Raw genomic sequence first — 3,143 nt, 5'->3', positions numbered from 1 at the left:
CACGGGGACCCGTCTCATGATCAAGTCCGAACTTGTGCAGATTATTGCCACGCGCAATCCGCATCTTTTCCTGCGCGACGTCGAAAACATCGTCGGCGCGATCTTTGATGAAATCACCGACGCCCTTGCCGAAGGCAACCGGGTCGAGTTGCGTGGCTTCGGCGCTTTTTCGGTGAAAAATCGTCCCGCGCGCACCGGACGCAATCCGCGCACCGGCGAATCCGTCGAGGTCGAGGAGAAATGGGTGCCGTTCTTCAAGACCGGCAAGGAACTGCGTGAAAGGCTGAACGGCGGCAAGTAGGCGCGACGTCAGCGCCTGACGGCCTTTCGGACAGGCCAGCTTCCGACGGAAAACATCATGTTCAATCGCTTCATCCTCATCGCGATCTTCGTGCCCCTGGCGATCATCCTGATCGCACTCGCTGTCGCCAACCGCGAACTGGTCGCCTTCACGCTGGACCCGTTCAACCCCGGCAATCCGAAGCTGACCCTGACTTTGCCGCTGTTCATCTTCCTGTTCCTGGCGCTCGCCATCGGCATGATCGTCGGCAGTCTGGCTACGTGGGTCAAACAGGGTCGCTATCGCAAGCTGGCGCGCCAGCGCGGCGTCGAAGCCGAGAACCTGCGCCAGGCGGTCAGCCGTGCGCCGGCGGTATCACAAAGCCAGGCACCGGGGTCCGCCCAAGGGGCAGCATTGCCGAAGCCGACCGCTTGAGCCGCCAATCGGCGGTTTTGTCCTCACGGAGTTTTTCATGCTGACCATTTCGGCCGCAGAGGTCGACCATGCGCTGACCTTTCCCGGACTGGTCGAGACGCTGCGCATGGCGTTTCGCGACGGTGCGGTGCAGCCGGTCAGGCATCATCATACGATCGAGCGGCCCGATGGTGCCGCCTCCACACTGCTTTTGATGCCGGCCTGGACCGATCTCAACGCGGCCGGCACGTCGGCCGGCGGTCACGTCGGCGTCAAGATCGTCACCGTGTCGCCCGACAACAATGCCATCGGCAAGCCCGCGGTGATGGGGCTCTATCTTCTGCTCAACGGCGCCACCGGCGAACCCGAGGCCCTGATCGACGGCCAGCGGCTGACACAATGGCGCACCGCCTGTGCTTCGGCGCTTGCGGCCTCCTATCTCGCCCGCGACGATGCCTCGCGGCTGCTTGTGGTCGGCGCCGGCGCGCTGTCGCCCTTCCTCGCCAAGGCGCACTCGGCCGTGCGGCCCATCAAGACCATCCGCATCTGGAACCGCACCCCGGCCAATGCCGAGAAAGTCGCGGCCGATCTGTGCGCCCAGGGCTTCGCGGCCAGTGCGGCAAGCGATCTCGATACGGAGCTTGGGCAGGCCGACATCGTCTCCTCGGCGACGATCACGACCACGCCGTTGATCAAGGGCGCATTGTTGCGGCCGGGAACCCATGTCGACCTGGTCGGCGGCTTTACGCCGACGATGCGCGAGAGCGATGACGATGCGATCAGGCTTGCCCGCGTCTATGTCGACACCCGCGCCGGCGCCACCAAGGAAGCCGGCGACATCGTCCAACCGCTGGCCTCCGGCGTGCTGAAACCGGAAGCCATCGTCGCCGATCTGCACGAATTGGCGCGCGGCCGGAAGAAGGGCCGCGAGAGCGCCGGTGAGATCACGCTGTTCAAGTCGGTCGGAGCGGCACTCGAGGATCTTGCCGCCGGCATTGCCGTCTACAAGGCGCTCACGGCCTAGTTTACCGTTGCACCCATTTCGGCGCCCATCGCCTCGGCGATCACACGAAAATCGTGATCCCCGATTTCAAAAAGGCCAAAGCGAAGCTGATAACCCCAGTTCGACTTGGCCGCGGTGAAGTCCAGCCTGTCGAGCAGCGGCTTGATCGGCGCTTCCTCGGCCTTGGCCCATGCCACATCGCGGCGGAACGGCGTGAAGCCGGCGCCCATATCGCCCTGATAAGGCTCGCCTTCCCGCACGATGCCTATCGCCGTGAAAGCCTGCAGGCCGTCTTTGTCGCCCAAAACAGTGGTCGGCGAATAGTAGACGACGCCATCACCCGGCTTGACGCGACGCAGCGGTGCCGCCTTGCCGTGGTTGACCTGCATGAAGCCGGCTGTGCGACCACGCCGGACATGCTCGGCCGACGCCACCGCTATCCAATACGCGCTCATTTCTGTTCCCCATTGGCCTGTTCCCCGTCGGACAGCCAGTAGACGCGCAGGCGATGATTATCGGGATCGAGCGCGACAAAAGTACGACCGAAATCCATGTCGGTCGGCGTCTGCAGGATCTTCAGCCCGCGCCCGGACCAGTCGGCATGGGCGGCATCGACCGCATCGGGCGTATCCAGCGCAAACACGATTTCGGCGCCACCGCCTGACGTGGCGGCTGCCGGCTCCACCGTATGGCGCGACCACAGGCCGAGCTTGAAGCCGGCATCGAGCACGAACAGCACGAAGGTCGGCGAACTTTCGACCGGCTCACGACCGAGCAGCGCGCTGTAGAAGGCACCGCTCTGCTGCGGCTGGTCGACATAGAGGATGACGAAATTCGGGGTGGCCATATCTGCTCTCCAAGGTTCGGTGTTTCGACTTGACGAACATACGATAGGCTACTGTCAGAATATGGCAGCAGTCATCGCGAACCACGCGGCTTGTCGAGCGTCGTTCGCCATTCCTTGAGCAGCGCCTGGCGACGACGCGGATAGCGCGTGTCCATTGCTTGGAGTTCGGCGATGCGATCGGCGCGAAAATGCCGGAAATCCTGCCGCATCTCGCACCACGCCACCACCACCCGCACCTTGTCGAAGAAGCCCAGCGCAAATGGCCAGACGACGCGCTGGGACACGGCCCCGCCGGCATCGCGGTAGAGAAAGCCGAGCTTGCGCTCGTTGCGGATGGCCTGCCGCACCAGACCAAGATCGATGCCCTCGGTGGCCGCGGCAGGAGGCCCGACCAGCAGTGTGCTCGCGTCAAGATCCTCGCGCAGATCGTCGGGCAGCACGGCTGCGATCTTGGCCAACGCGTTGGCGGCGGCGGCCGAGAGACGCTGGTCCGGCTGCCTGGCGACCCAGCGCGAGCCGAGCACAATGGCTTCGATCTCCTCGTCGCTGAACATCAGCGGCGGCAGCATGAAGCCGGGCTTGAGCACATAACCCAACCC

At 64.2% G+C, this 3,143-nt stretch carries 6 protein-coding genes; 3 read left to right on the top strand and 3 right to left on the bottom strand.

Annotation, left to right across the window (positions count from 1 at the left end; genetic code table 11):
* Positions 1-16 precede the first annotated feature (16 nt).
* From ENZ75_RS26375 to ENZ75_RS26365, 3 genes are read left to right on the top strand one after another with little or no spacing between them, the layout of a single operon-like run.
* Positions 17-301: an integration host factor subunit beta gene (locus ENZ75_RS26375; protein ID WP_006200394.1), complete on the top strand. Its 285-nt coding sequence runs from the start codon at positions 17-19 to the stop codon at positions 299-301.
* Between the two features lie 57 nt (positions 302-358).
* Complete coding sequence (locus ENZ75_RS26370; protein ID WP_024502826.1) at positions 359-715, top strand: DUF1049 domain-containing protein; 357 nt, start codon at positions 359-361, stop codon at positions 713-715.
* Between the two features lie 37 nt (positions 716-752).
* On the top strand, positions 753-1,718 hold the full coding sequence (locus tag ENZ75_RS26365; RefSeq protein WP_063169008.1) for an ornithine cyclodeaminase family protein: 966 nt from the start codon (positions 753-755) through the stop codon (positions 1,716-1,718).
* On the opposite strand, the gene ENZ75_RS26360 is transcribed toward ENZ75_RS26365, so the two are convergent.
* The 3 genes from ENZ75_RS26360 to ENZ75_RS26350 all read right to left on the bottom strand — a co-directional run.
* Entirely contained in the window at positions 1,715-2,152 is a 438-nt protein-coding gene (locus ENZ75_RS26360) for an EVE domain-containing protein (protein ID WP_063169009.1), read from the bottom strand. The two genes, ENZ75_RS26365 and ENZ75_RS26360, sit on opposite strands and share 4 nt — an antisense overlap.
* Positions 2,149-2,544, bottom strand: coding sequence for a VOC family protein (locus tag ENZ75_RS26355; RefSeq protein WP_013529579.1), 396 nt, complete (start codon positions 2,542-2,544; stop codon positions 2,149-2,151). Before ENZ75_RS26355 ends, ENZ75_RS26360 begins: the two co-directional genes overlap by 4 nt.
* Before the next feature lie 71 nt (positions 2,545-2,615).
* Positions 2,616-3,143, bottom strand: a 528-nt coding sequence (locus ENZ75_RS26350) for a YafY family protein (RefSeq protein ID WP_164888013.1), incomplete at its 5' end; no start/stop codon positions are given.

Origin of the sequence: Mesorhizobium sp. M7A.F.Ca.CA.002.04.1.1, from assembly GCF_004022805.1 — a bacterium.
Taxonomy (GTDB): domain Bacteria; phylum Pseudomonadota; class Alphaproteobacteria; order Rhizobiales; family Rhizobiaceae; genus Mesorhizobium; species Mesorhizobium ciceri.
Note: the sequence above shows the minus strand (reverse complement) of the source record. Positions and strands in the feature narration are given on the sequence as shown.